Annotated in this window: 18 protein-coding genes; 14 read left to right on the forward strand and 4 right to left on the reverse strand. The window is 63.3% G+C overall.

Going from position 1 to position 24,116, the window contains the following annotated elements; translation table 11 throughout:
* Nucleotides 1-49: 49 nt before the first annotated feature.
* The 5 genes from JJ896_16910 (at nucleotide 50) to JJ896_16930 (ending at nucleotide 8,131) form a co-directional block, all read left to right on the forward strand.
* Complete coding sequence (locus JJ896_16910) at nucleotides 50-1,657, forward strand: hypothetical protein (GenBank protein ID MBO6781340.1); 1,608 nt, start codon at nucleotides 50-52, stop codon at nucleotides 1,655-1,657.
* Nucleotides 1,654-4,560 carry a TonB-dependent receptor gene (locus tag JJ896_16915; protein MBO6781341.1) on the forward strand — a complete coding sequence of 969 codons (2,907 nt, stop codon included), beginning with the start codon at nucleotides 1,654-1,656 and terminating at the stop codon, nucleotides 4,558-4,560. Before JJ896_16910 ends, JJ896_16915 begins: the two co-directional genes overlap by 4 nt.
* The gene (locus JJ896_16920; GenBank protein MBO6781342.1) at nucleotides 4,560-5,621 is read left to right on the forward strand and encodes a PorV/PorQ family protein; all 1,062 of its coding nucleotides are present in this window, start codon (nucleotides 4,560-4,562) and stop codon (nucleotides 5,619-5,621) included. Before JJ896_16915 ends, JJ896_16920 begins: the two co-directional genes overlap by 1 nt.
* Nucleotides 5,622-5,629: 8 nt before the next feature.
* Nucleotides 5,630-6,910 carry a hypothetical protein gene (locus JJ896_16925; GenBank protein ID MBO6781343.1) on the forward strand — a complete coding sequence of 427 codons (1,281 nt, stop codon included), beginning with the start codon at nucleotides 5,630-5,632 and terminating at the stop codon, nucleotides 6,908-6,910.
* 99 nt (nucleotides 6,911-7,009) lie between these two features.
* Nucleotides 7,010-8,131 (forward strand): endonuclease/exonuclease/phosphatase family protein, encoded by a 1,122-nt coding sequence (locus JJ896_16930; GenBank protein ID MBO6781344.1) that lies wholly within the window; start codon nucleotides 7,010-7,012, stop codon nucleotides 8,129-8,131.
* Nucleotides 8,132-8,220: 89 nt separating this feature from the next.
* Here JJ896_16930 and JJ896_16935 read toward each other — a convergent pair whose 3' ends face one another.
* A complete protein-coding gene (locus tag JJ896_16935; protein ID MBO6781345.1) occupies nucleotides 8,221-8,409 on the reverse strand; it encodes a hypothetical protein in 189 nt (62 codons plus the stop codon).
* Nucleotides 8,410-8,517: 108 nt separating this feature from the next.
* A complete protein-coding gene (locus JJ896_16940) occupies nucleotides 8,518-9,021 on the reverse strand; it encodes a hypothetical protein (protein ID MBO6781346.1) in 504 nt (167 codons plus the stop codon).
* Nucleotides 9,022-9,269: 248 nt separating this feature from the next.
* On the opposite strand from JJ896_16940, the gene JJ896_16945 reads away from it, so the two are divergent.
* The 9 genes from JJ896_16945 to JJ896_16985 all read left to right on the forward strand — a co-directional run bounded on the left by JJ896_16945 (nucleotide 9,270) and on the right by JJ896_16985 (nucleotide 22,872).
* Entirely contained in the window at nucleotides 9,270-10,337 is a 1,068-nt protein-coding gene (locus tag JJ896_16945; protein ID MBO6781347.1) for a mannose-1-phosphate guanylyltransferase, read from the forward strand.
* Between the two features lie 228 nt (nucleotides 10,338-10,565).
* Complete coding sequence (locus JJ896_16950; protein MBO6781348.1) at nucleotides 10,566-11,276, forward strand: TetR/AcrR family transcriptional regulator; 711 nt, start codon at nucleotides 10,566-10,568, stop codon at nucleotides 11,274-11,276.
* A gap of 2 nt (nucleotides 11,277-11,278) precedes the next feature.
* Nucleotides 11,279-12,874 carry a TolC family protein gene (locus JJ896_16955; GenBank protein ID MBO6781349.1) on the forward strand — a complete coding sequence of 532 codons (1,596 nt, stop codon included), beginning with the start codon at nucleotides 11,279-11,281 and terminating at the stop codon, nucleotides 12,872-12,874.
* A 21-nt stretch (nucleotides 12,875-12,895) separates the two neighbouring features.
* Nucleotides 12,896-14,047 carry an efflux RND transporter periplasmic adaptor subunit gene (locus tag JJ896_16960; GenBank protein MBO6781350.1) on the forward strand — a complete coding sequence of 384 codons (1,152 nt, stop codon included), beginning with the start codon at nucleotides 12,896-12,898 and terminating at the stop codon, nucleotides 14,045-14,047.
* A 5-nt stretch (nucleotides 14,048-14,052) separates the two neighbouring features.
* Complete coding sequence (locus tag JJ896_16965; protein ID MBO6781351.1) at nucleotides 14,053-17,832, forward strand: efflux RND transporter permease subunit; 3,780 nt, start codon at nucleotides 14,053-14,055, stop codon at nucleotides 17,830-17,832.
* Nucleotides 17,829-19,325: a UDP-N-acetylmuramate--L-alanine ligase gene (locus JJ896_16970; protein MBO6781352.1), complete on the forward strand. Its 1,497-nt coding sequence runs from the start codon at nucleotides 17,829-17,831 to the stop codon at nucleotides 19,323-19,325. The genes JJ896_16965 and JJ896_16970 overlap by 4 nt, the downstream gene beginning before the upstream one ends.
* A 190-nt stretch (nucleotides 19,326-19,515) precedes the next feature.
* Nucleotides 19,516-21,042 carry a Do family serine endopeptidase gene (locus JJ896_16975; GenBank protein MBO6781353.1) on the forward strand — a complete coding sequence of 509 codons (1,527 nt, stop codon included), beginning with the start codon at nucleotides 19,516-19,518 and terminating at the stop codon, nucleotides 21,040-21,042.
* Between the two features lie 5 nt (nucleotides 21,043-21,047).
* Entirely contained in the window at nucleotides 21,048-21,836 is a 789-nt protein-coding gene (locus tag JJ896_16980) for a hypothetical protein (protein ID MBO6781354.1), read from the forward strand.
* 16 nt (nucleotides 21,837-21,852) lie between these two features.
* The gene (locus JJ896_16985) at nucleotides 21,853-22,872 is read left to right on the forward strand and encodes a hypothetical protein (protein MBO6781355.1); all 1,020 of its coding nucleotides are present in this window, start codon (nucleotides 21,853-21,855) and stop codon (nucleotides 22,870-22,872) included.
* A 4-nt stretch (nucleotides 22,873-22,876) separates the two neighbouring features.
* Here the strand turns inward: JJ896_16985 and JJ896_16990 are convergent, their stop codons facing one another.
* Nucleotides 22,877-23,311, reverse strand: coding sequence for an OsmC family protein (locus JJ896_16990; GenBank protein MBO6781356.1), 435 nt, complete (start codon nucleotides 23,309-23,311; stop codon nucleotides 22,877-22,879).
* The gene (locus tag JJ896_16995; GenBank protein ID MBO6781357.1) at nucleotides 23,308-24,096 is read right to left on the reverse strand and encodes an NRDE family protein; all 789 of its coding nucleotides are present in this window, start codon (nucleotides 24,094-24,096) and stop codon (nucleotides 23,308-23,310) included. Before JJ896_16995 ends, JJ896_16990 begins: the two co-directional genes overlap by 4 nt.
* Between the last annotated feature and the right edge of the window lie 20 nt (nucleotides 24,097-24,116).

The raw sequence follows: 24,116 nt of genomic DNA on the forward strand, positions 1-24,116 counted from the left end.
CCGGGGAGGGCGCCCAGCGCCCTCCCCGAAATGCCGTTCCCTGCAGTTCTTGCGACTTCGCACCTTCATCATCTCAGCCGTTGTCGCGGCGGCCTTTCTGGCCGCCTGCGACACCGGCTTCGAGGGTGAGCGCTTTGACCCGCGCACACCCGACACCGAACTGGCCGTCAGAGACACCTCGCTGGTCGACAACCTGGCGGGCAATATCCGCCTGACCAGCACCGTGCTGGTGTCCTGGAGCGGCACCGATCCGGACGGCTTCGTCTCCGGCTTCGAAGTCCGCTTCTTTGGCACGACAGAGCCGGCAACCGGTGAATGGACCTTTACCACATCGAACGATTCGCTGGTTCTGCTGCCCATCCCACGGGGTGAGCGCATCGCCGATGTGGTGTTCGAGGTCCGGGCCATCGACAACGAGGGACTTGTCGACCCGACGCCAGCCCGGACCGTCTTCCCGATTCAGAACTCACCTCCCACGATCCGACTGGGACAATTCGAGCTTCCGCCGGACACGACGTTTCCACTCGTCTCCTTCTCCTGGCGGGCGGACGACCCGGAGGGGTTGGCCAACCTGAGTCGCATCGAAATCAGCCTGAACGACTCCACGACGTACGTGCCGCTGGAGCCGGACGTTGATTTCGTGACCCTCGTCGGCCCTACCGACGTTTCCGGAGGCCTTGCCACGGACGCGGAGGTGTTTACCGGACGCGGATTCTTCCGTTCAGGACAGACCGTTCCGGGAATGCGCCTGAACGAGGAGAACACGTTCTATCTCCGGGCTGTCGACCAGACCGACACCACCAGCGTCATCGAACGCTATACGTGGTACGTCAAGGCCCAGACTTCCGATGTGCTCTTCGTAAACGACTATCGAAAGTCGACGAACCCGCGCATGGCGACCTACCACCTGGGCGTGCTGCAGGACTACCTGCCGGCCGGCCGGGAAGTAGACGTGTGGGATCTGACGCGACCGTTCACAACGGGGTCGGCCGGCGGTACTCCGCGGTCCGAATCCCTCCCCGCCCTAGCGGACCCGACGCTGGCCCAGACGCTGGCCCGGTGGAACTACATCTATTGGCTGTCCACCTCGACGACAGACCGGATCAGCACCAACAACCTGCCGTTTGCCGCGGCATCGATGGACACGTTCTTCGACAACGGCGGCAAACTCATGGTGCACTCCCCCGTCTCCCTGCCCATCGAGTCCGACGAAGCCGAGGTCAATCCGGCCATCTTCCTGATGCCCATCACGGAGCTGATCACGTTCCCCGACAGTCTTCGCCCGTCCCTGCGCCTGGCGTTCAATGCGCCGCTGACCCCCACGGGGACCCTGCCGGGCGTTTCGGAGCCCATGCCGCCCCTGAAGTCCTCCGGATTCCAGATCAATACACTCCCCTACGTCGCGACCGGAGCCAATGTGATTCCGCTCTACGATGCGCGCTACCGGTACGTGACCCGTCAGGGCAGTCGCCAGGGTACGTGGACAGGACCGTCCACCGTGGCCTCGATCAGTGGTGACCGCCGTGTCGGACTGTTTGCGATCCCGTTGATCAATGAGCAAACCGGTGCCGACCTGCTCGTCGGCGAAAACGGCGATCCGACCGCACCCGTCCGAGCGGTGCACCTGATGCTAGAAAGCCTGGGCTTCCCACGATGAATCGAAGCTGCCTGATACTCTCGATGCTCCTGTTGGGGAGCGGCCTCGTACCGCAGGCATTTGCCCAGGGTACGATTGCCGGACGGATCACGGACTCGTCGTCCGGAGAGTCTCTGATCGGCGTCAACGTGATCGTGGTGGGCACCAGCTTCGGGGCCGCCTCCGATATCGACGGCAACTACTCCATCCCGTCGATGCGCGCCGGCGAATACTCGGTGCGCGTCTCCTACATCGGGTTCGAAACCCTGCTCTTCACGGGCATCGTCGTACGCGACGGGCAAACGACCCGCCTCGACGTGCAGTTGGAAGAGGCCGTCCTCTCCACCGACGACGAAATTGTGGTGGTCGGTGATCGGCCGCTGGTCGACGTCGAGAACTCCTCCAGCACGCTCTCCATCAGCCGCGAGGAGCTGGAGGTGGCGCCTCTGCGCGATGTGCAATCTGCAGTTGCCACCCAGGTCGGCATCATCCAGGACCCAACGGGCCTCTACATTCGCGGCGGGCGCGCCGACGAGACCGGCTTCATTGTGGACGGTGTGTCCGCCAAGGATCCCCTGGCCGGCACCGGATTCGGCCTGGACATCGGATCCAACGCGTTCTCGGAAATTGAGGTGACGACCGGAGGCCTCGGAGCCGAATTCGGAGATGTGACTTCGGGGGTCGTTGCCGTCACCACCCAGGACGGGACGGACGAATTCGCCGGCTTCTTTAGCCACAAGCGGGACGGACTCGGCTTCAATGAGGATGCCCCCTCCAATTTTGCGGAGTCCATCTACGAGTTCAATCTCAGCGGTCCCGTCGTGAAGGGCAAACTGCGCTTCTTCGCATCCGGACAGGTTCAGCTCTCGGACGGGTTCACGCGCCAGGTGGCTACGCCCGAGCAGGTGCGCTCTTCGCTGATCCAGAATACGTTCTTCAGCCCGCGCACGGGCAACCGGTGGAACGGCATCAGTAAGCTAACCTATGACGTGAAGCCGGGCATGAAGGTGCAGACCTCGTACCAGCGTTCGCTCACGGTCAACCAGAACACCCGCATGCTGCAGGTGACGGGCAACGAAGCCATCGTTCAGCCCGGATTCCAGTACGCCTTCATTCTTCAGCCTGACAACGGGAATACGTACGCGCACGACAACATCATTTCGTACGTGAAGTGGTCGCATGTGCTGAACGACCGCTCGTTCTATGACGTGCAGCTGTCGCGGCTGTTCACCCGCCTGCGGGCAGATGCGAACGGACGGGACTGGCGACCGCAGAACGTGGACACCGAACTGGACCCGACGTCCATCGTGCCCTTCCCCGCGAATGTGTTCGTCGATGCAGACGGCGAACCGCTGGACCCGAACGCCCTGTTTGTGCTGCCCGGCCCCGGGCTGATCAACAATGGCGGTATTGCGACCCGCTTCCACGACCATTTTGCCGAGGAAGTCACCGCCCGAATGACCTATACCCTCTTCAGTGAGGACAAGAACAACCGCACCACGGCTGGCCTGGAACTGAAGTTCAACGACTACCAGTGGATTGACGTCATCCGCCCGTGGGTCGGGGCTCCCATCGGCACATCCGAGGGCACGAGCACGGACCGCCTGGGCGAGAGCTCCGACATCTGGCGGGTGAAGCCACGGCGTGGTGCACTGTTCGGCACACACCAGGTTCGCTATCGCGGCCTCATCGCCAATCTGGGCGCTCGGCTGGAGTACTGGTCACCGGGCCGGTATGTGGACGATCTCATGGACGATGAGCGCGCGCCCATCCTGCCCTCGGTTCGGGAAGCCTACGACAGCGCGACAATCGGTTTTTTGGGTCTGCGCACCAAATTCCGGCTCCTGCCGAAGGTCAGAGTGTCCTTCCCGATCCAGGAAAACCGTGTCCTGTTCTTCAACTACGGCCACTCAACGCGCATCCCCCACCCGACATTTGTCTACACCGGCCTGGATCCCTTCTTCCAGGACCGCTCCTTCTTCGCCGATCTGGGCAATCCCAATCTGGATCCGGAGGTAGACATCAGCTACGAGCTGGGATTGCGCACGCAGTTTTCCAGCAACGACGCTCTGAACCTGACGGCCTTCTGGCGGGACAAATTCGACTTCATTACCGTCGAGAACGTGGTCGTTCCCGATCCGACCGGCCGCGAGGTCTCGAGGGCATTCCGGGTGAACGGAGACTTCGCGCGCGTACGCGGCGTCGAGGCCAGCTATCTGAAGCGCATCGGTGACTGGTTCCAGGGACGTGTTTCGGGGTCATTTTCCCGCGCTACAGGTCTGAGTTCGACCAATAACGACGCGCTGAGCCAATTCCTGGCCAACGGCGACATTGACAACACCTTCGAGACGCCCCTGGCCTGGGACCGGCCCCTGGACCTGAAGGCCTCGGTGACGTTTTCCCGGTTCCGAGACCGGCCGGCCTTCGGTATCCCCGGTCTGAACAACTTCAGGGCCTACCTGTCCACCACGTTCCGCAGCGGACAGCGCTACACGCCGGTCATCTTCCGAGGAAACGAAATCAACCCGTTCAGTGGCGAGCAGGATTGGCGACCCGTCTACGAACAGGACTCGGATCCCAGCGCGCGATTCGAGAACATCGGCAAATCCTGGTGGTGGTTCGACATGAACATCCAGCGCACGGTCAATATCGCCGGCACCGACCTCGCGCTTAGCCTGGAGATCACCAACGTCTTCAATCAGAAGAACTCGGTCATCGTCAACCCTGTGACCGGCGAAGCCTACCCGGAAGTGCCCGAAGGCACCGATTTCGTATCCCTGCGGGACAACCCCGCCTACGACGTCTCCACAGGCACGCGTGACCCCCGCTACGAGGATCCCAACAGCAGCGGACTGCCGCCGTTCAACCCCGCGCGCTTCATGGCACAGCGCCACATCATGCTGGGGGCATCGTTCCGCTTCTGATGAGAATGCCCTTCTGCATACGCCGCGGCGCTCGCAGAGCATCCTCAGGGACGCTCATCGCCGCCCTTCTGCTGCTGACGCTTGCCGCAAGCGTCGCCCCTGCCCCGGCAGGTGCCCAGATCCTCCCGTCCCTCGGCGGCGAGCGAGCCGGCACCTCCGGATTCCAGTTTCTGAAGATTCCGGTCGACCCCCGTGGCGCCGCTCTGGGTCAGACCGCCGTGGCCACGGCCAAAGACGCGGGGGCGATCTTCTGGAACCCGGCCCTGGGCGCCCAACTGGACGGATTGCACGTTTCCCTGCAGCGCGCTTCCTACTTCGTCGACATCCAGATGGCCGGAGCGTCCGCCGTCTACCGACTGCCCGGCAGCAGCTTCTCCCTGGGCTTCGGCGTGCAGACGCTGGACTCTGGGGCCATGGATGTCACCACGGAGTTCCAGCCGTTCGGCACGGGCGAGACCTTCGCCCTCAGAGACCTTGCGCTGGGGCTGACGGCTTCTCAGCGCCTGACTGATCTCTTCAGTTATGGAATCACTGCCAAGTACGTGCGGGAGTCCGTCGCCGGTCTGACCAACTCGACGTACGTGTTCGACCTCGGAGTCTTTTATCGCGTCGGTGCCACCGGCGCCCAGATGGGAGTCGCAGTGCGCAACTTCGGGCTGGACGGCACCCCCAGCGGCGAGCTTGAGCGCACGATCATCGGAGACACGCCGACGACACTCGAGACGGACTTCGAACGGACCACGCCGCCGACAACCTTTATGCTGGGGCTCGCCTACGATGTGCTCCGCAACTCATCCGAACACGCCGCGACCATTTCTGCGCAGCTCAACAACCCCGCGGACAACGCCGAGACCTGGAACATGGGCATCGAATACGGATGGCAGTCGACCCTGTGGCTGCGCGCCGGATTTCGGCTGGGCGTCGAGGAGGCCACCGCACCAAGCCTTGGAGCGGGCCTTGCCATCCCGGGCATCACTCCCGCTCTGCGCGCGGACTATGGATTCAATCGACTCGAGCGCCTGGGCAACGTGCACCGCCTGGGACTGAATATCTCTCTGTGACCCTGTCCGTGAAGTCCACCTCCCTCATCGCCCCTCTCCTGCTGACCGGCCTGCTGCTGGGCTGTGACGACATCTTCGGTTCGAAGAGTGATCCGGTGACGGACGAAATCTTCGAGGCCGGACGCCAGGAGCCCGGTCTCATTTCCGAGGTCGAGTACGTGCCGCTCTTCCCGTTCTTCGAAGTGGGGGCTGACGGTGCGCCTTTCGATGCGCCTCAGGACGTATACGTGGGCTACGACGAGTTCATCTACGTGGTCGACGGAAGAGGCCTGCACGTTCTGGACCTGTCCGGCCGCCCCGCGCTGTTTCTGGACATTCCGCAGGGGGCCACGTCGGTCGTTCAGGACCGCAAGCTGGATGTCTATGTGACAGCCAGACGCGATACCCTGCTCAACGGCCAGACATGGAGCCTGCCGGTGGTGTTGCACTACGCCGGCCTGACCACCGGCTCGCCCCGTCTCTCCAACATTATCTGGCATCCGTTCGACGACGACTCCAGAAAGTTCAATCGCCCGGATCCCATCGAGACGGACGAGGAAGTCGAGTTCACCGGCGTCGGGGTGCTGAACAACAACCGCATCTACGTCTCCCGTCGGGGGCCGATCAACGACAGGACTTCCATCATTCTGCCCCACAACGGCATCCTGGAATTCACGGTCGAGGGCCAGAACGTGCAGGCCATCGGCGTGCTGGACCCCAACCGGGAGAGCTTGCGCAGCGCCATCTTTCCGACGGACGTGACCACGTTCGTGCATCCTCCGCAGCGCAATTTTTTCGGCTCTCCGGATGAGAACAAGGAATTGATTCTCGCGCAGTCATCCGATCCTGACGGGCCGCTTGGCCCGAAGCCGGCGGGAGCTCCGATCCGGTTTGCCGTGCTGAGCATCATCACCGTGCTCACCTCCGACGGCCTCGAGTATCGCCCGGACACCGACAAACTCACCATCACGGCCAACGACCAGGCAGGAGATGGATTCCTGTATGACGAATTCCGGTTCTCGCATCCGTCGGACCTGATGTTCGCCGCTGACGGCTCCAACTACCTGTTTGTCCTGGACGCCGCCAAGGACAGTCTCTTCACGTTTACCGCTGCGGGCGTCGAGGGCGTGGCCCCGCCGCCGGGTGCGCGGTCTTCGAAACCCGTCGTCGTTTCCTTCGGCGGCACCGGCGACGGCTCCCGGCAGTTCCGGAATCCGCAGGGCGTCGGCTACTTCAACCGCATCGTGTACGTCGCGGACACCGGCAACAATCGCCTGTCGCGCTTTCGGCTGAACACCGACTTCGAGTAGACCATCATCGGCTGCGATCTCTCAAGCCGACGTTACATCTCCGGCCGGCGCAACCTCTTTTTCGTGGATCGCCCTTCGAACGCCTTCGTTGCACGCGCCATGATCAGAACCTCGACGCTCCTCCTCGTTTTTGCGGTCGCTGCCGGACTTGCTTCTGCCCAGACCGTGACCCGAAAAGGCTCGGTCTCTACGCTGGACGTGGCGACCTGGAACGTAGAGCAATTCCAGACGGCAGACCCGCAGATGGCCAACGTCGTCTCCGTAATGCAGCAATCCGGAATCGATCTCTGGGCGCTGCAGGAAGTCACGGCGCCGTCCGTCATCACCGAGCTGCTCGCGCGACTTGGAAACGACTGGGATGCCCGCGTTTCGACGACAACCAATCTGTACACCGCATTTGTCTACAGAAAGGATGTAATCAGCGTGCGCACGGCGCGCCCGATGTTCAGCAATTCTGACTTCGACTACGAGTACGCAGGTCGACGCCCGTACGTCATGGAGGCCAACGTCACACTGCCTGACACCACGCTGCAGGTGATGTTCGTGACGCTTCACATGAAGTGCTGCTCCGATACCACGTCTTGGCAGCGGCGCAAGGACGCCGCGACGGCGCTCAAGAACAGGCTGGACTTCCTGCATGCGAGTGACGAAGTGATGGTGCTCGGCGACTGGAACGATGAGACCGACCGCTCCATCACCTTTGGTCGGGATACGCCTTTCCGCTCGCTGGTCGACGATCCGGACTACCAGTTCTTGCTTCCGGACAACGTGCCGACGTTCTGCGGAAACAGTTCGAGCTGTACCTCCGGCTCGACCATCGACAATGTGATGATCTCCGATGAGCTCTACGCCGATCTGGTCCCCGGTTCGACGGATCGCTTCGACGAGTTGCTGCAGGAGCTATCCCAGTACAGCCGCACCTCCGACCACCTCCCGGTGTTCGCACGCTTCAGCTTTTCGACGCCAACCGGCACGGAACTGCCCAGCCGTGCTCCCGAGCTCGAGCTGTGGCCACTACCTGCGACGGGTCAGGTCTGGCTGAACCTTGATATACCTGCACGGGTGGTCGTCACAGATCTGCTGGGCCGGGTGGTGCTGGAGCGAGAGGCTCACATGCCGGGGCGCATGTCGATCGATGTCTCGCAGCTCAGCACCGGGGTCTATGCCGTGAGCGTCTTGTCGGAGAACGGTGCCCGCAAGCGGCTGATGCCCCTCAAATGACGCCGGCCGGGCGGCCGAACTGCTGAGACAAGGAAAAGCCCCGCGTCCAGCTGGACACGGGGCTTCTGGCAAATTCCTGGCGTGGATCCCTAGTTGTCGGTGGTGCGCTGGCCGTACTCGAACCAGAGCAGCATGCCGTCCATGGTTTTGCCAAAGGGATACCCCGCCTCACGATAGTCCTCGAGTGCTGTTCGGCAGAAGCCTGCGATGACGTGCCGCATTTTGGGCGTGCTCGTGCGACGAATCAGGCTCTTGGACTCGAAATTGAGGTCGCGCATGGTGCCAGAATCACGTTGAGGTGGGTCGTCCAGTGTTGCGTTGATTATCGACGCAGCCCACATCGACTAAAGCCGGTCGACCGCCACTCTCACAATTCTGGCAGGGGCTCAGTCCTCAAGACCGAAATAGCGAGCCACGGCATCATAGTCCGTCAGGTCGATCCCTGCCTTGAAGGCCGGAAATCCGTCTATGATCACCGCTTTCATTTCGCGGTCCGGCAGATTGGCCAAATTGGCCGACGGCGACTCGTAGAACACCTCCAGGAAACCGACCTCGTAACCGAAATTGAACGAGACGGGATTGCCTCCCGGCGTGTAGAACGTGTAGGGCATGGCGGTCCACGTGCCCTGATCGCGGAAGAAGAGCAGCACAGCGCCTTCGTCCACCACGTTCACGGTGATGTCGTCGACATCGTACTGTACCGAGGCGACGTCTCCATTGAACGCAGCATCTGCCAGCAAGAAGTCAAAGTTCAACGTGAACACGTTGGCGTTTCCGGCAGGGCCCGGGGGGCCGGTCGGTCCGGGAGGGCCGACAGACTCTTCAAAGACGCAGCCCGAGAAGGCCACGGCGAGTGCCAGGAGGGCGGGAATGGTACGGAATGCTTTCATGATCGTTCGGGTTGGGTCTGTAACAGCTCTCTTCCGATGTGACCAGCGCCTGTGCAAAGCGCGCGCCCGTATCGACATGAAGAGCCCATCGCCCGAAAACGGCGGAAACAGCGGAAAAGCCGTCCATATGGCGTCCACAAATATGGACAGTCGGCGGCCTCTATCTTACTCCGCAATTAACGCCGGTCCTGCGGGTTCAACCTGTAGTTTCCGGGCGAGCAGTTCTATTCCTTACCTGTGTTCCCCCTATGACGCATGCGGTCATCATGGCCGGTGGGATTGGATCCCGATTCTGGCCAAGAAGCCGAAAAGCGCGACCGAAACAGTTTCTGAATGTCTTCGGAGAGGCGACGCTGATCCAGAACACCGTCGCCCGCCTTCAGGGGGTCGTCGAGCCAGAGCACTCGTATGTCGTCACCAATGCACGCTACGTCGAGACGACCGCCGAGCAGTTGCCGTCGCTTCCCGCCGAGAACATCCTGGCGGAACCGCTCAGCAAGAACACGGCCCCGTGCATTCTCTATTCGGCGATGAAGCTGGCAGCGCGGGACCCCGACGCAACCATGGTGGTCCTGCCGGCAGACCATGTCATCACGAACGTGGCCCGGTTCCAGGAGGTGTTGCGGGTTGCCATAGATGCAGCGCAGGAAAACGGGGCTCTGGTGACCATCGGTATCGAGCCCACCCACCCTGCCACCGGATACGGATACATCCAGTTCGAGGCCTCCGATTCGGAGGCCCTGGAGGCCCATCGTGTGCGCACGTTCGCCGAAAAGCCGGATATGGCTACCGCAGAGCGCTTCCTGGACTCGGGCGATTTCCTGTGGAACTCCGGCATGTTTGTCTGGCGCGCACAGACCATCATTGACGCGATCGAGCGCCTGATGCCGGATCTCGCCGAGGCCTTCTCCCCGGTCGATGGGGTGATCGACACGCCGGAAGAGTCGGCCGCCCTGGTGCGCGCCTTCTCCTCGTGCAAGAGCATCTCCATCGACTACGGGGTGATGGAGCGGGCTGAGAAAGTCTATGTGGTGCCCGGCACGTTCGGCTGGAGCGACGTCGGGGACTGGAGGGCCGTGTATGACCTCAGCCCCAAGGACAAGCATGGAAATGCCATCACCGGGCAGGCGGTCATGCACTCTTCCAGCCGGTGTCTGGTGTCCTCTGACGACCGCCTCATTGTGCTGGTCGGCATGCACGACGCCATGGTCATCGACACCGGGGACGCCGTGCTGGTTTGCAACCGCGACAACGCGCAGCAGGTGAAGGCGGTCGTCGACTACCTGGACTCGCACCAGCTGGGAGAACACGTCTAGACCCCGGCAGGAGCGCCGGCCCGCCCCTCCCGCAGTAGGGGTTCAACTGCGCGTTCGTCCATGTTCGGGTCCTAGGATGCGCCGGCACATATGTGCAGGGCTGGGGAGGGCCGTTTGTTCACGCTCGCTTAACAGGAAGGGCGCATCTCGTCAAAGATGCTGACGTATCGGTCGCGATCTGACTGGCCGGTCACCTTACGACTTCCAAGCCGGCCGTCCCCCTTTCCCTTGATCCGACCCGCCTCTTCCGAGACCGCCGCCGGTCTCGCTTCATCCTCACCCGTTGCCAGCCGACGCGAGCGCGAGCGACTGGCCAGACGTACCGAAATTCTCGTCGCAGCACGTTCTGTGTTTGCGGAGAAAGGATTTGGTGGGGCGACCCTGGATGAAGTCGCGTTGCGCGCGGAGCTGGGCAAAGGCACGCTCTACAACTACTTCCCCGACGGCAAGGACGAGCTTCTCTTCGCCATCTTCGAGGAGATCTATGACGACCTCACCGCGATCATCGAGCGCTCCTTCCCGGAGACCGACCCGGAAACCTGGCGCCGCAGTGCGCGCGCAAGGTTTCGGGGCTTCATCACGCGGTGCTTCGAATACTTCGAAGAGCGGGAAAACCTGTTTCTGATTCTGGCCCGCGAGGCACATCGCATGTGCCTTTCGGACGACCCGCAGAAGCTCGACTTCTTCCTGGGCCAGCGGCACCGGGTTACGACTGCCCTTTCCGGCCACGTGCAGCGAGCCATCGAGCTTGGTGCCATGCGCCCGTTTCCGCCGCACGCGGTGGCCGACATGCTTTTCGGCAACATCAATGGCCTGCAGATGCATCGGGCGCTCGAACGTGCCCATACGGGTCAGGCCAAGCCCTCCGGTGGTGCAGAAGCCGCCGGCGATTTCCTATCGACGTTCCTTTTTGACGGACTTCTGATTCCGCAGGAGTGACCATGAATCGACTACCCTTGCCCCCCCTACTGATCGCCCTGGTGACGGTCGCGATGACGCTTCTGCCCCACCCGGCACAGGCGCAGACGGACGGCCCTGTGACGCTTACGATGGACGAGGCGATCCAGATTGCCCGGGTGAACAACAATGTCATCCGCAATCTCCAGCTGGAGGAAGAGAACGCCAGCGCCCTGGTGAACGAAGGGTGGGCTCAGCTTTTCCCGCAGGTCTCGCTGTCATCGTCGTACACGCGAAACGTGCGCTCGGCCAACCCCTTCTCCGGATCGTCTGCAGGCAGCTTCTTTCAGTCCCTCGGGTTTATCGACTGGCTGGCGTTCAACGAGCAGGCCCGAACTGACGGAAGCGCAGAGACTCAGCCGATCTCGGTTGAGGAGTTCTTCCTGAGGCAGCAGGCAGGCCTGGAAGCTGCGGGAATAGTACGGGACAACTCCGACAACCCGTTTGCGGTACCGACCCAGTACGCAAACAGTCTGTCAATCACGCAGAAGATCTTCGACCCTCGCGCCGTGCTCGGCGCAGCCGGAGCTTCCCGGTGGCTGAAACCGCTGAACTCGGCGGCCCTCGAGCGGCAGGAGCAGGTTGTCGTGAATGACGTCAAGGCCGCCTTTCTCGGCGCTCTTCTGGCGCAGGAACAGACTCGTGTGATGGACCTCAGTGTGCGACGCTCACGCGCCACGACCTCCGAAGTCGCGCGTCAGGTGGCCGAGGGCGTTGCGCCCAAATTCCAGCGCCTGAGCGCAGAAGTGAACCTGGCCAACCTGGAGACCCAGCTGACGCAGACCTCGACGGCGGCCGCCTCCGCCATCGACAACCTCAAGCTTCTCCTCGGCATTCCGGGGACCCAGGAGGTACGCCTCCGCGGCAGCCTCGACGGAGAACGCGCTGCCAGCGCCCTGCTGATTGCGCGCGATGCGGCCATCAACGAAGCCCTCACCCGGCGCCCGGACCTGGAGCAGGCTCGCATCGCGGTCGAACTGGAAGACATCCAGCTCAAGGTGGCCAAGTCTGCCTATCTGCCCACCCTGGACGCTTTCCTGAACGTGGGCTACATCGGCAACGTGCCGGACTCCCGGGTTATCACGGTCAGTGACCCGAATGACCCCTTCAGCTTCTCGACGCAGGAACTCGGCTACTTCAGCGACGCCTACTGGGACACGTCTGTGAACGTGGGCCTTCGGCTGAGCTGGACGCTGTTTGACGGCCTGGGCACGCATCGCCGGGTGCAGCAGCGCCGCATCGCCAAACAGAAGGCAGAGGTAGATCACGAATTCCTGCAGCGCGCCGTGGCCGTCGAAGTCGACCAGGCCCTGCGCAACCTGCGCACCGCCCGCCAGCGCCTGGCCAGCCAGGAGAAGAACGTCGAGCGTGCGGAGCTGAACTACAGCTTTGCGGAGACCCGACTCCGTGAAGGCGTCGCCTCCCCCCTCGAGGTCCGCGAGGCCAGTGACCAGCTGGACCAGAGCCGACTGAATTATCTCCAGGCCATCCACGATTTCCTCGTGGCCGAATCCGCTTTCGAAGCCGCCGTAGGTGCTCCGGAAGGACTCACCGACCCGTCCCTGACGTCCAACCAGTAGCGCCCCAACATGATGACTACAATGTCCCGTCCCCTCTCTTCAGTTACTGGCGGCCTGATCGTCGCCCTCCTTCTGGTCCTGGCTGGTTGCGCTGCATCCGGCGAGGACGGTTCCAACGGCGACGCCGAGCCGACCACCACCGCCACCCCGGCGCCCACCACCCGCGTGGTGCGCGTGGAGACGGCTGTGGTTCAGCCCACCACGTTCGAGGACGTGGTGCAGATCACCGGTACCATCGAAGCCCCGAACGACGCGTCGCTGTCCGCACAGGCAGGTGGTACGCTCGAGTACATTGCGCCGCTCGGCCGCACTGTCGGACGCGGAGCCGTGGTCGCGCGCATGGACTCTGAACTGCTGGCCGCCGCGTTGCGACAGGCCGAGGCCATCCTGGAAGTCCAGAAAGCCCAGGAAAACCTGGCGCAGGACAACTTCAACCGCCAGGAGCCGCTCTTCCAGGACTCAATCATCAGTGCACTGGAGTTCGAGTCCGTGCGCACCCAGCTCATTCAGGCCCGTGCCCAGCGCAGCCAGGCGGAATCTGCGGTGGCCCAGGCAACGAAAGCCCTGGACAATACACGCGTGCTGGCCCCATTCTCCGGCACCGTCGAGGAGCACTATGCCGATGCCGGCGAACAGCTGTTGCCTGGCAGCCAGGTGCTTCGCCTGGTCAATACAAGCCGCGTCAATATTGTCGCCGGAGTGCCGGAGCGCTACGCCTCCGACATTCAGGTCGGCAGTGGCGCCCGGGCTTCGTTTTCCGCATATGGCATCCCTGACATCGAAGGAGTCGTGCGCTTCGCGAGCCGCGTCATCGATCCTCAGAGCCGCACATTCCGTGTGGAGGTGGAGGTGAACAACCCCGACGGTGCACTCAAGCCCGCGATGATCGCCAATCTGCTCGTCACCCGTGCCGTGCTCGATCAGCGTCTCGTGGTGCCCATCACCGCGGTACTGCGCGAAGAGGACCGTTCGTCTGTCTTCGTGGTCACTTCCCCGGGAGACGGCACGGTGCAGGTTGCAGAGCGACGTCCGGTGGTGCTCGGCGCCTCCTACCGCGGCCTCGCGGTGGTGGAGTCGGGTCTGCAGGCGGGCGATGAAATCATCGTCGTCGGGCAGACCAATGTGACCGAAGGGGACGCCATAGAAATCGCCAACCGCACCACGACCGAGTAGCCGACATGACCATTACCAATCTGGCTATCAAGTATCGCACGACCGTCGTTGTTCTGACGGTCACGCTGGTGCTGGGCGGCATCTACTCCTACACGACGATTCCGAAGGAAGCCGCTCCCTCCATCGAGGTGCCCAACATCGTGGTGACCACGGTGTACCCGGGGGCGTCTCCGGACGACATCGAGAGCCTGATCACGCAACACGTGGAGCGTGAGGTTCAGAACGTCAACGGCATCAAGGAAATCCGATCCACCTCCACCGAGGGGGTGTCCTCGGTGATCATCGAATTTGAGCCGGACATCTCCATCGACGAGGCGTTTTCGAAGGTTCGGGACAAGGTGGATGTGGCCAGGGCTGACCTGCCCAACGATGTCGAGGAGCCCATCGTCAGTGAAATCGACTTTTCGGAGTTCCCGATTCTGGTCGTCAACCTGTCAGCGCCGTACCCGCTGCCCCGCCTGAAGGAGGTGGCCGAGGAGCTTCAGGACGAGATCGAGGGCGTGCCGGGCATCCTCGAGGTGGACCTGATCGGTGGACTCGAGCGTGAGGTCCAGATCGATGTGGATCTCGTGGCCCTGCAGGGCTACAACGTGGCGTTCCAGGACGTGGTTGATGCCATTCGCAACGAGAATACCAACATCCCGGGCGGTTCCGTGGATGTCGATGCCCTGAACTTCCTGGTGCGCGTCGACGGCGAGTTTTCGGAGCCCTCCGAGATCAGCGACCTGGTGGTCAAAAGCCCCGGTGGCACTCCGATCTATGTGCGCGACGTGGCTAACGTGACGTTTGGCTTCAAGGAGCGCGAGTCATACTCCCGTCTGGCCGTGTACCAGGTCGAGGAAATCGAGGGCCAACTGGAGGTGGTCGCCGAAAACCCGGACACACTGCCGGTCATCAGCCTGAACGTCAAGAAGCGCTCCGGTGAGAACATCCTCGAGACTGTCGCGGCCGTGGATCAGGTGCTGGCTGAGTATCCGTTCCCGAACGGGACGAACGTCGTGATTACGGGCGATGAGTCCGAAGCGGTCGAGGAACTCATCATGGACCTGGAGAACAGCATCATCTCGGGGCTGATTTTCGTGATCGCCGTGCTGCTGTTCTTCCTGGGCGTGCGCAACGCGACGCTGGTGGGCATCGCCATTCCGCTCTCGATGTTCATCTCGTTCACGGTCTTCCAGGCCCTGGGCTACACGCTGAACTTCATCATCCTCTTCTCACTGATCATTGCGCTCGGCATGCTCGTCGACAACGCAATCGTGATCGTAGAGAACATCTACCGATTCAGGGAAGAGGGTTACGGGCGGTTTGAGGCCGCCCGGCTGGCGACGGCCGAGGTGGCCGGCGCCGTGATCGCCTCCACGCTCACGACCGTGGCGGTGTTCGTGCCCATGCTCTTCTGGCCGGGCGTGATTGGCGAGTTCATGAGCTACATGCCGCTCACGCTGATCGTCACACTCTGTTGTTCGCTCTTTGTGGCGATCATCATCAACCCGGTCATCACCGGCATCTTTGTGCGTCTGGAGTCCGAGGACAAGCCGAAGCGGTCCAAGCTGCAGCGCAGGGTGTTTACGGCCGCGATTGTGGCGCTGGCACTCATGATCGGGCTGGCCAACTGGAAGACACTCGTGGTGCTTGCGGTGGCCGTCCCGGTTCTCATGATTCTGCACGCGCGAGTCATGAAGCCCATCGGGGACCGTTTTGTCTCCACAGGCCTCCCTCGTCTGATCCAGCGGTACCGGTCCTTCCTTGACTGGATGCTGGTCCGAGACTACAGCGTCAAGCGCGCCATGCTGCGCAACACGGCCGCCCTGGTCAGTTTGACCGCGGGTTTCGTGCTCCTGGTCGTTTCCGGCCTGGTCTCGGCAACCCTCGGCGGTACGAGCGCCACGATTGTGCTCATTCCCGGCGTCATTTTGCTGGTGATCGGCGTGCTGGGCGTGGTGCTGCATTCCCTCGAGGCCATTTACATCGGGGGCAAGAGCTCCGTGCGGGGCGGCGCCATTTTTGGCGGCATCTCGCTCGCACTGCTGCTGCTCATGGCAATGGGGCCGCGCACCGTGGCGGTCAGCACCATTGTGGATCTGCTGGTGCTGCCCATCATCATTGTGGTCGTGGGCGCACTCGGCTGGGCGTTCAACAAACGAGAGCGCCTGATCCTCACCGACAACCGCTCGCGCCTGCTCAACGTGTCGCTCGGCGCATTCGTGGCCATCCTGACCATGTTTGGTCTGGCGCCCACAGGCACCGAGTTCTTCCCGACGACGGACCCACGTCAGGTACGCATCACGGCCTCCGGCCCGCTGGGCATGAACATCCAGGCCTCCAACCAGCTGGCCACGGAAGTGCATTCACGCATCCTGGGCCTGCTGGAGTCCTCTGAGGCGGCCAAGGACAACGTGAAGAGCCTGCTCGTCAACGTCGGAGTCGGCGGTGACTTTGACTTCGGAGGCGGGGGCGCCAGCCCGGAACGGTCCCGCGTGACGCTGAACCTGGTGGATTATGCCGACCGGGATGAGCCGTCCACGGAGACGCTGGCTCGAATCCGGGATCAGCTCCAGGGAATTCCTGGTGCTGAGATCGAGATCACGCAGGACTCGAACGGCCCGCCGACCGGCGCACCGGTCAACATTGAGATCTCCGGGGAGGAGTTTGTCGAGATCCAGCGCATTGCCGAGGAAGTCAAGCAGATGCTGGTCGAGGCCGCCGACACCGGCGCCATCCCAGGCCTGGTGGACGTACGTGACAACCTCAACACCGGACGGCCCGAGCTCCAGGTGGAAATCGACCGCGAGCGGGCAGCCCGGTTCGGACTGAACACCAGCAAGGTGGCCTCCACCGTGCGTTCGGCCATCAACGGTGTCGAGGCCGGCAAGTGGCGGGACGGCGAGGACGAGTTCGACATCACCGTGCGGCTGCGCGAGTCGGACCGGGCCAGCCTGGAAAGCCTGAACAACCTGACCATCCTGGACGAAGGCAGGCAGATTCCGCTGACAGCGGTCGCCGACCTGAGCGTGCAGGGCGGACTCGGCTCGGTTACCCGTCTGGACCTGGATCGCGTGGCGACCGTCAGCGGTGACGCTGCCCCCGGCGCCAACGGTCAGGCGATCCTGGCGCAGGTCCAGCAGCTCCTGGGGCCCTACCAGGAAGCGCTGCCTCCCGGGTACCAGATGGCCTACACCGGCGAGAACGAGGAATTCAATGAGAGCTTCAGCTTCCTGACCATCGTACTCCTCGTGGGTGTCGCGCTGATTTTTATGATCATGGTCGCGCAGTTCAACAGCGTGAGCGCCCCGTTCATCATCATGGTGGCCGTCGGCCTGTCGCTGATCGGCGTGCTGCTCGGCCTCCTGCTCACCCGCACCCCGTATGGTCTGATGACCTTCATCGGCGTCATCAGTCTGGCCGGTATCGTGGTGAACAACAACATCGTCCTGGTCGACTACGCCATGCAGCTGCGAGAGCGCGGCATGGCCAAGCATGACGCCATCATCGAGGCCGGGGCCACCCGACTGCGACCGGTGCTGCTTACCGCCATGACGACCGTGCTCGGCCTGATTCCGCTGACCTTCGGCATCAACATCGACTTCGTGGGCCTGCTGACGAATCTGGATCCCAACTTCCAGTTCGGCTCCGAGAACACGCAGTTTTGGGGTCCGATGGGCACCGCCATTATCAGCGGACTGACCTTTGCCACGTTCCTGACACTGGTCATTGTGCCTGTCATGTACTCGGTATTCGATTCGGTCTCTGAGCGCATGTCCAGCAAGCAGCCCGTGACCGCATGAAAGACATCACCCGGCTCCCGGACGCTCATCTGAGGGTTTTCGACCGGCCCGAGCTGCCGGAGCCGGGTTCCTTTCGTGATGCCTGGCTGATCGGCATTTGCGGCACGGGTATGGGCTCGCTGGCCGGCCTTCTCCGGGAGGCCGGTTATGAGGTGCGTGGCTCCGATGCGGCTGCCTGGCCGCCCATGAGCACGCGCCTGGCGGAACTGGGCATTCCCGTGGCGGAGGGCTACTCTGCCGACAACCTCGACCCGCAACCGGATCTGGTGGTCGTGGGCAACGCCTGCACTCCGACCCATGCAGAGGCCGCAGCGGCCCGTGATCGGGGGCTTGTTCAGGGCTCCTTCCCGGAGATCCTCGCCCGCTATTTCCTCGCCGAACGCCGGTCCATTGTCGTGGCCGGAACGCACGGCAAGACGACTACCACCAGCCTCATGGTCCACGTGCTGGCCGCCGCCGGCTGCGACCCGGGATTTCTGGTCGGTGGCGTAATGGTGAACGGAAACCGCTCCTACTCCATCGGTTCGGGAACGCATTTCGTGGTCGAAGGAGACGAGTACGACAGCGCCTACTTCGACAAGCGCCCCAAATTCCTGCATTACACCCCCGATGTCGGCATCGTGACATCGATGGAGTTCGACCACGCCGACATCTACGACTCCTGGGAAGACTACAGGCAGGCCTTCCGCCTGTTTGCGGCGTCGGCCGCACCGGACAGCACGCTGGTACTCAATGCGGACGATGCGGAGGTCGCCGCGCTCGCCGGATGGACCCGCGCCAGAACGACTACTTACGGCATCAGCCCTGCAGCGGACATCCACGCTACCGGGGTCCGGCCGGCGGACGAGGGTCAGCACTTTACCCTTGTATCCGGAGGCGATCAAGTCGGCGACTTCTATCTGCCTCTGTCCGGCACCCACAATCTGCAAAACACGCTGGCCGTGCTGGCGGTGGCCCTGGCGGAGGGCGTCCCGGTCGATGCGCTCTGCGACGGACTGCAGACGTTCGCCGGTATCAAGCGCAGGCAGGAGGTTCGAGGCGAGGCCGGGGGCGTGGTGGTAGTCGACGATTTTGCCCATCACCCTACTGCCGTTCGCGCCACCCTGCAGGCCGCGCGCGAGCGCTGGCCGGCCCGCAGGATCGTCGCGGTCTTCGAGCCGCGTTCCAACTCAAGCCGTCGGCGGGTCTTTCAGAGAGGCTACCAGGAGGCTTTCCTCGGTGCCGACGCTTTGTTTCTGTCCTCCCCACCCTTCCGACACAACGACCGCCGCGAGGACTTCATGGACACCGAGGCGCTGCTGGAAGCCGTTGGCACCGGAGGGGTGCACGGTGTCGTCGGGGCATCTGCAGACGAGCTGTTGCCTGCGCTCACCGAATACCTCGCGCCGGGCGACGTGGCCCTGATCATGTCGAACGGCGGTTTCGGCGGCATCCACGATCGCCTGCTGGCGGCGCTTCACGCCCATGCGCTGGGGCACCTCGCGAAGGGTTGATCCGAATCGTGCGAAGGGTCCGGCATCGCTAACCGGCGCTATGGAAGGCCGAACGGTAGCAGGGCACACACGAATGCCCAACCCTCGTTCGTTTGCTGACCGTATCCCTTGAGAATGTGCGCCTACTGGCACAAATCGGCCAGTTTTGCGTACAAACCTGACACGTATAACTGACTATTCGCACCCAGAAATGAACGCTCTCGCACGCACCACGGTGGCCATGCTTCTGGTAGGCGCTTTTATCGCCGGCCTGCTGTCGGCTACCGTCGGGGCCAACTGGATGGACGCCGGTGACAAGATCGGGACGCCTGTCAAGGCCGGTCCCGTGACCCTGGAAGAGGCAGCTCCGACACCGAGCGTCCTGGACTTCGAGTCCTCCTTCATCTCCGTCGCTGAAGCCGTGAATCCGGCAGTGGTACAAATCCGCTCCGAGCGGGTTGTGGACCGGCCCGACCCGTTCTCGGGAACTCCCTTCGAGAACTTCTTCAACGGGCCCGGTCGTGACCAGCAGCCCGATCAGCAGCGGTCCCAGGCGCTGGGTTCGGGGGTAATCATCCGGGACAACGGCTACATCATCACCAATGACCATGTCATCCGCAACGCGGATGATCTGGAGGTGCAGCTGTTCAATGGCGAGTTCTACGACGCGGAAGTCGTCGGAACGGATGCCGAAAGTGATCTGGCCGTCATTCGCATTGAAGCCGATGGGCTGCCATATCTGCAGTATGGGCGGATCGATGACGTGCGCGTCGGCCAGTGGGTCATGGCATTCGGCTCCCCCCTGTCAGCCGATCTCGGCAACACGGTGACTTCCGGGATTGTCTCGGCGCTTGGACGCTCGAGCAGCAATCTTTCGGGCCTGAACTTTTTTGCGCAGTTCATCCAGACCGATGCGGCCATCAACCCGGGCAACTCGGGCGGGCCGCTTGTAGATCTGCGGGGACGCATGATCGGCATCAACTCGGCCATCTACTCACGAACTGGGGGCAACCAGGGCATCGGCTTCGCCATCCCGGTTGACGTCGTGGAGAACGTCGCGGCCCAGTTGATTGACGAAGGCCGCGTGGAACGCGGAGCCCTCGGCCTCAACTTCGCACCGATCAGCGCCGCGCTCGCCGAAGCGTTGGACGTGCCGCGTGGTGCCGCACAGATCACCTTGATCCTGCCTGGCCAGCCCGCCGACAACGCAGGACTCAGGGAGGGAGATGTGATCACCGCCGTGAACGATCGCCGGCTGCGTGATGCCAACGAGCTGCGCATTCTTGTGGGCAACCTGGCTCCAGGCGCGCGCGTCAAGCTGGAAGTGGTTCGCGACGACGATCGCCGCACAGTGACCGTCGAGCTCGGTCGACGCGCCGAAATCATCACCGCCAACAATGGTCAGGAGCCGGTTCTCCAGGAGGAGGACGATGCCAACCCCATGGCCGACCTCGGCATGGCGCTGCGGGACCTGAGCAATCCGGAACGTCTGGGCTTTGAAGCCGGTCAGCGCGGCGCGCTCGTGACCAACGTGGATGTTTCCAGCCGGGCGTACAGCGAAGGCGAGTTGCGCAACGGCGATGTGATCATCGAAGCCGACCGGCAGCCCGTCGCCGGTGTAGAGGATTTCCGGGGGATCTACCGGGATATTGAATCCGGCGACTCGTTTATTGTGCGAGTTCTCCGTCCGGCGAACGGACAGGTAACCACCTACTTCACAGCGCTGACCAAACCCTAGGTCACTTGAATCGCATCGAGGCAGCAGTAGACGCCGCGGCCGCGGAGCTTGGCTCCGCAGCCGCGGCGTCTGCCGTTCAGGCCCTTGCCGAGCGGGCCCTGGGGCATTGGCCCGAAGGGCAATTGCCCCAGGGCCTGCTCGGCGCGCAGGTGGAGATCCGGCCGGCGCCGGTTTCCGGCGCCCGGCCGGTGGATGCGTGCGAGGCCGGCTGGGAACTGCTTTCGCGTGCCGTGACCGCCACCCCGCGACACGTGCCGACCGTGCCGATCTTGTACTCGCTCTCGCGACTGGCCGACACGCTGGACGGAGAAACCCTGCTACGCCTGGCGGCCTCCCTGGATCAGGTCATTCTCGGTTCCGCAACCCCGGCGTTGCGCCTGGAGTGGGCAGACGGCCTGTCGTCGCGGCGGGGCGACGCTCTTGTTCTCCGTCACCTTGCTGAGATCACGGCCTCCACCCGCGCACTGTGCGGTCACGTGCGGACCGGAGACGGAAGCGGCAGGGTGTGCGAAGCGTCCATCGCCCGTACTGCCGACAGCCGGGGCAACGGTCCGATCGGGTTGAGCTCGGGACCTGAAGACCAGGGTCCGGAGGGACTGACCATCCGCCCGGTCGGCCGCGCGGCGAGCCCTGCCCACCGCGTCGCATTCCAGGCCTGGACGACCGTCACGGCGTATGATGCGGGCACGCGCACGGGCCTTCCGAGCGTTTCCGGACCAGGTCTCGTGGATTTTGACACGCCCGAAGCCAGCCACACGGCCCTTTACGGACCGAATCGGCGCGTATGGATATGAGCACGTTTCACCTGGCATGAGACCCATCGTCACCGAGCCACTCGTTCTGAAGTTGGCACGCCCCTTTCGTATTGCGCACGGCGTCAGTGCCGAGCGCACCAATGTGCTCGTGCGGCTTGGCGAAGCGGTTGGCGAGGCGGGATTGCCGCCCTACCTCGGGGTCGGCTATCCGGAGGTGGCAGCGTGGCTTGACGGAGTGAAGCTGCCCGAATGGAACCCGGATTCGCCGCCTCCCATCCGCACATGGATCTCGAATCTGCCCGACGGCCCGGCTGCGGCTCGCTGCGCCCTGGACCTTGCCCTGCACGATTGGTGGGCCCAGGCCGCCGGCCAACCGCTTCATGCAATGCTCGGCCTGGATCCGTCTGCCGCCCCGGCCAGCTACCGCACCGTTGGAATTCCGGAAACCGGAGCCGCTCCCACCCTGCCCGAGGGCGACCGTCTGAAACTCAAGCTGGGCTCGGGCGACACCGACGAGGACGTGCGCGTGGCGCGTACCGTGCGCCTGACCCGTCCCGAGGCCGAACTGTGCGTCGATGCCAACGGTGGGTGGTCCATCCCCGAGGCGGTGCGCATCATCCCGCAACTGGCTGAACTAAAGGTCTCATTCATTGAGCAGCCCATCGCCCAGACCGACCCGGAGGACTGGCACCTGTTGCGTCGACTGCTGGCTCCATCGGGACGCCCACCGCTGATTGCGGACGAGAGCGCGCACACGGTGGACGATCTGATCGCACTGGCCGGTGCGGCGGACGGCGTCAACGTCAAGCTCGCCAAGTGCGGCGGCATCGCTGCGACACTCAAGCTGATCGACATGGCGCGTGCGCTTGACATGCAGGTCGTGCTGGGCTGCATGGTCGAAAGCGCCGTCGCCATCACGGCCGCGGCACATCTGGCTTCGCTGGCGGACTTCACGGATCTGGACGGCGCCGAACTGATCGCCAATCCTCCGTTTGAAGGCGTGGCACTTGTCGACGGGCACCCAAGGCTTCCGGTCGCCCCCGGAATTGGAGTCAGAGCGACCATGCACGCCTGACTGGTCAGTCCAACTGCTCCAGCAGGTTGGTGGTCACAACAATCTCGCCTTCCAGCGTGCGGTGTACCGGACACTTGTCGGCGATCTCCAGCAGCCGCGCTCGCTGATCGGCTTCCAGGGCTCCCTCCAGCACGATGTCTCTGCGCATGAGGTCAATGCGCCCCGTTGCGGTGGTCTCGCAGTCACAGTCCCTGGCGTGGATTTTCTGGTGGTCCACGCGCACATCAACCGCATCCAACGGCCAACCCTTGCGGTCCGCGTACATGCGAAGCGTAATCGCAGTACAGGTGCCGAGGGCGGCAGCCAGCAGTTCGTAGGGCGTCGGGCCGAGATCGGAACCGCCCAGCTCTTTGGGCTCGTCTGCGACAAGGCGGTGGTGCCTGGTCGTGACGCGCGTTTCGTAATGACCGCGTTCGACGCGGGAGCGTACGGGCTTCATGACAGAGAGGGAATGGGTTCGGGTAACGCCACCTCGAACCGGCGGTCTTCGGCCGAGCCACCGGCCGGTGGGAAGGTGCGTTCTGCGAACAGACACGTGCCGTCGGAGCGCCAGAGCACAACCGTGGACGACCTCGTCCCATAGCCGTCCATGCGAATGAACGGGGAGGCCAGCCTGCGCTCCACGTCGAGTGGCACGCCGGTGTCGGGGAGCTCTGCATCGGGGGCACCATCCGTGTCGGCCAGCAGCCGGAACAGCGGCTCAAGGTCGGGCCGCGTCGCAGCGAGGCCGCTGAGGGCCTCAGCCAGCCTGTCCTTGCCCCGCACCACTTTTGGCCACGGGGTATCGAGCCGGGCGTTGCTGAGCCCGTAGACGCCGCCTGCCAGTCTCTGCTGACCCTCAACACGATTTGACGTGTACCACGCTTCACCGCCTGAGATGACAATCAGGTTGTACCCGTTGTACTCGGATCCGTCAAGGCCCTGGAGATAGGTCTCGGTGTCCGGCAGGGCCTCGAGCGCACCCGTTACCAGATCCCCCCGGGACCGAGCACCTTCGCGAAATCGAGACGGTTCGCGCACGTTGGTGACCGCAGCCAGACCTCCGACCTTCGATACCGCCAGCCACGTTCCGCCGGCCGTCAGGTCTCGGCCGCCGAGCCGTTCAGGCGCATCCTTCCAGAAGCCGGCCGGTGCCGTTGGACGGGAGAGAAACTCGTCTCGATTGGCCGCGAGCACCAGCGGATACTCCGGATGGCTGTTGATGGCGAAGAGTATGAGGCACATGACGGGGTCTCGGTTGCGAC

This window comes from Rhodothermales bacterium (assembly GCA_017643395.1).
In the GTDB taxonomy this organism is placed as follows: Bacteria; Bacteroidota; Rhodothermia; order Rhodothermales; family UBA10348; genus JABDJZ01.